Origin of the sequence: Segatella copri, assembly GCF_024330485.1 — a bacterium.
In the GTDB taxonomy this organism is placed as follows: domain Bacteria; phylum Bacteroidota; class Bacteroidia; order Bacteroidales; family Bacteroidaceae; genus Prevotella; species Prevotella copri_L.
In genome coordinates, this window is record NZ_JANDWX010000070.1 from 1 (window position 1) to 3373 (window position 3373).

Below are 3373 nucleotides of genomic sequence, written 5' to 3' on the forward strand. Positions count from 1 at the left end.
CTTCGGTGTTGAACTTGGGGATTATGGGGAGACGAAGGATGATCTTGTCTTTATGTTTGGCATGAGTGTTGAGCCAGACAAGGTTGTCGATAACTTGCCGGTTGGGCTTACCTGTGTAGCCTTGATAGATGGCAGGATTCATGTCCTTGATGTCGATGATAAAGGAGTCAATGTATGGGGTGACTTTCTCCAAGTGATGGCGAGGTACGTTTAGACTCGTCTCCATCGTAAAGTGCCATCCCTCTGGGCATAGTTCACAAAACTCCTTTATGAATGAACTCCACAGAAGCGGTTCACCTCCACCAAAACAGATGCCGCCTCCTGTAGCTAAGAAGTAGAGGTTGTCCATCTCCACGTTCGCCATCAGCTGTTCTGTATCCACCTCCTGCCATACGCCGTCAGCATCAAGGCATTGGGGATTGAGACAGTATTTGCAACGAAGCGGACAACCGTGGAATGCCACAAGCGTGGTGACGCCCTCGCCGTCTATCGTGAGGCGGTGGCGGTCGATGCAAATGAATGGGGCGGTCTTCATGTTATTCTACTTTAAATGTGAAAGGAACGGTGGCATGTGATTTCACCACCTTTCCGTTTTTCTTGGCAGGAGTCCATTTCGGCATGCTTTTCAGTACTCGGATGGCTTCCTCGTCGAGGATAGGGACAAGACTTTTCTCCACCTTGATGTTGCTCAAACTTCCGTCCTTGTTGACGGTGAAACCAAGGATGACTCTGCCTATTGGCGCGCCTTCCCGACATTCTTTTGGATATTGAAGGTTGGTCTTGATGTATTGCGTCAATGCAGTCGAACCGCCTGGGAATGAAGCCTCTTCGAAAGTATTTTCTCTTTTGATGACGGGAGCCGTTCCTCTAATTCTGACTTCGGGAACGATTCCAGCCACGACTTCCCCTAAGGCACTTTCGTTGAATATTAGAGTGATGATATTGAGCTTGTCTCGGCTCATTTCAGATAGTTTGATGCTTCGGTCTATGAAGCCGATGTATTGCACGGTTATCGTGTCGCCTTGCTCCACTTCGAGAGTGAAGTTTCCATTGACATCAGTTATTGCATACTTTCCCGAAAGTTTAGCGATGACGGAGGCTCCAATAAGCGGCTCATTGTCCTCGTCGCTAATGAGATGCCCTTGAACGAAGAGCATTCCTTTCTTGCTGAGAGAATCTTTCGCTTGGAGTAGGGCGATGTCGTTGGTGGTGTATTTTTGGAACTGGATAGGGATAACCTTTTCAGACTTAGGCGGTGTCGATTTGTAATATCCCTTCTGCGTGGCGCACGATGTGGCGGATGCGGTGAGGGCGGTGATGCCCAAAGCCACTCCTGCGACCTTGATGGCTTTCCCTGCCATCTGTCGGAGGTGCAGTTCGTGTTCTAAGTCCCTCACGTCTTGCTCGCATTTCGGGCAAGTGCCCTTGCATTCGCCCTTAAAGTGGCATTCTTCGGGTGAATAACTGATTCCGTTGGCATCCGCGATCTGCTTGCGGATGGCCTTGAGCGTGTTGCAAATGTTGCGTCCTCTTGTTGCCATGATTTTTCCTTTTTTATAGTTACTGCACGTGGATGTAGACAGGAAGCGTGTATTTTGATTTCACCGCCTTGCCGTTTTGCTTGGCAGGAATCCACTTTGGCATACTTTTCACCACCCGGACGGCTTCTTTGTCAAGGTCAGAATAGACGCTTTTCTTCACTTTGATGTCATTTAGATTTCCATCTTCATTGACAATGAAACTAACGACAATTTTTCCTTGTATGCTGCAATCGCCCTGTATGTTTGGATAGCGAAAATTGTCTGCAATATATTTCATACACGCTGCTATGCCACCAGGAAATGACGCTTCCTCATCAACATTATCAAATATTTTGCTGTTATTGGTTGAGTCTGTGGCGATGGCGGATTGGACAACGGCGGTCTTGGCTCGCTTGTTCTTCTTAGATGGCTTGCTGTCCTTTTTCAGCGGCATGAATTTCTTGACGGTCACGTTTTTGATAGGCTTTGTGCGGTCGATTTCACCGTTGTACATTGTTGGGTCTATTGAGTCTTCATGCAAGGTTGTCGACAATCTTGTAAGTGTATCTTTGTCGTTTCCTTGTGGTTTCCCATCAGAACAAGCCGCCATGACGACAAGTCCTGCTGCAATACCTGCAACCTTGATAGCCTTTCCTGCGGTCTGTCTACGTCGCAACTCATGCTCCAAATCTCTCACATCTTGCTCACATTTCGGACAAGTTCCCTTGCATTCACCATTGAAATGACATTCTTCGGGTGAATAGTCAATCCCATTTGCATCCGCTATCTGCTTGCGGATAGCTTTGAGAGTGTTGCAAATATAACGTCCTCTTGCCATAGTTTATTTTTTTTTATGCTTATGTCCTTTTTGATAACAACAATTTCACCCATGAGTCCTCCACTTTCTGTCAAAGTGATAACATTGAGCTTTTCGAGGTTCATTTCAGAGAGTTTGCGTTTTCTTATCGCAGTTAAAAATGCAATAATATAGCCTATTCCAAAACAATTCTATATACTTCATATAGGTCTCTCTTTCTTTGAATTGGTTCTTTTTGAAATAAAAGAATAAATGGCATACTGGATACAAATTGGCAGGAGATTGACTATCCCCAACCAAACAAACACTATGAGACTCAAAGATAAGGCTGCCCCATTGGTTACAACTAAGGAAATAATGCCTATCAAAAGCAACGTCACAAGACTATTCAATATTATTTGTCTTTTCAGCAAAAATTCCTTTCTAACAGATTTTGCCCAATGCCAAGCAAGCAAAGCCATACTCAAGTTAAACAAGGAAATACAAATCGTAAGCATAATGCCCATAAAATGTCCCAAGTACAAGACCACTGCAGGAATAATTTAGGCAACAAATGTAGCCACAAATACTGTGAGCAAATATTTCTTTGTATCTTTATCTCTTAGTTTCATATTACGTTCATTATATTTTACTCTGTATTGTACACGCACACTTATCGTGTCCACCGCCTCTTGGGAATGGACGCATGAGTCAAATAAACAAAATGCCAATAAACTGAAGAGTATTTTCATAAGCAACAATTCTTTTTATTTACTTCAACTCAAAGGTTGCCATGAAAGGCACCTTCTCACCATCTATGCTATCCTCACAAAAAAAGCGGTAAACGCCTGGTTTGTTGGGAAGAATATCGGGAAAAAGATGGGCAGTAATGGTGCCGCTTTGACCATCGTTTAAAACATGACCGATGGCCGTGAACGAGCAATCGGTGGGCACAACAAACCAATTGCCATCCGCTCCTTGGGCTGTGATGCTATAGGCATCGCCATACACAAATTCCTCGCCACTATGGTTGGTAATCGTGAATCTGATTTCCGTG

Annotated in this window: 4 protein-coding genes; all 4 read right to left on the reverse strand. The window is 44.6% G+C overall.

Annotated features, from left to right (window positions below; all coding sequences use genetic code 11):
• Positions 1–535: radical SAM protein (locus NNC77_RS16145; RefSeq protein WP_254971853.1), on the reverse strand; the 535-nt coding region annotated here is incomplete at its 3' end.
• A gap of 1 nt (position 536) precedes the next feature.
• Positions 537–1541 carry an energy transducer TonB gene (locus tag NNC77_RS16150; RefSeq protein ID WP_254971854.1) on the reverse strand — a complete coding sequence of 335 codons (1005 nt, stop codon included), beginning with the start codon at positions 1539–1541 and terminating at the stop codon, positions 537–539.
• Positions 1542–1560: 19 nt separating this feature from the next.
• Positions 1561–2358 (reverse strand): energy transducer TonB, encoded by a 798-nt coding sequence (locus NNC77_RS16155; protein ID WP_254971856.1) that lies wholly within the window; start codon positions 2356–2358, stop codon positions 1561–1563.
• A 729-nt stretch (positions 2359–3087) separates the two neighbouring features.
• Positions 3088–3373 (reverse strand): immunoglobulin-like domain-containing protein (locus tag NNC77_RS16160; RefSeq protein WP_367398749.1); only part of this gene is annotated, 286 nt, incomplete at its 5' end.

What these genes read in the sequence shown, in the direction of transcription:
- NNC77_RS16150 (WP_254971854.1), bottom strand. Translation starts at nt 1,541, where the DNA reads ATGGCAACAAGAGGACGCAACATTTGCAACACGCTCAAGGCCATCCGC.
- NNC77_RS16155 (WP_254971856.1), bottom strand. Translation starts at nt 2,358, where the DNA reads ATGGCAAGAGGACGTTATATTTGCAACACTCTCAAAGCTATCCGCAAG.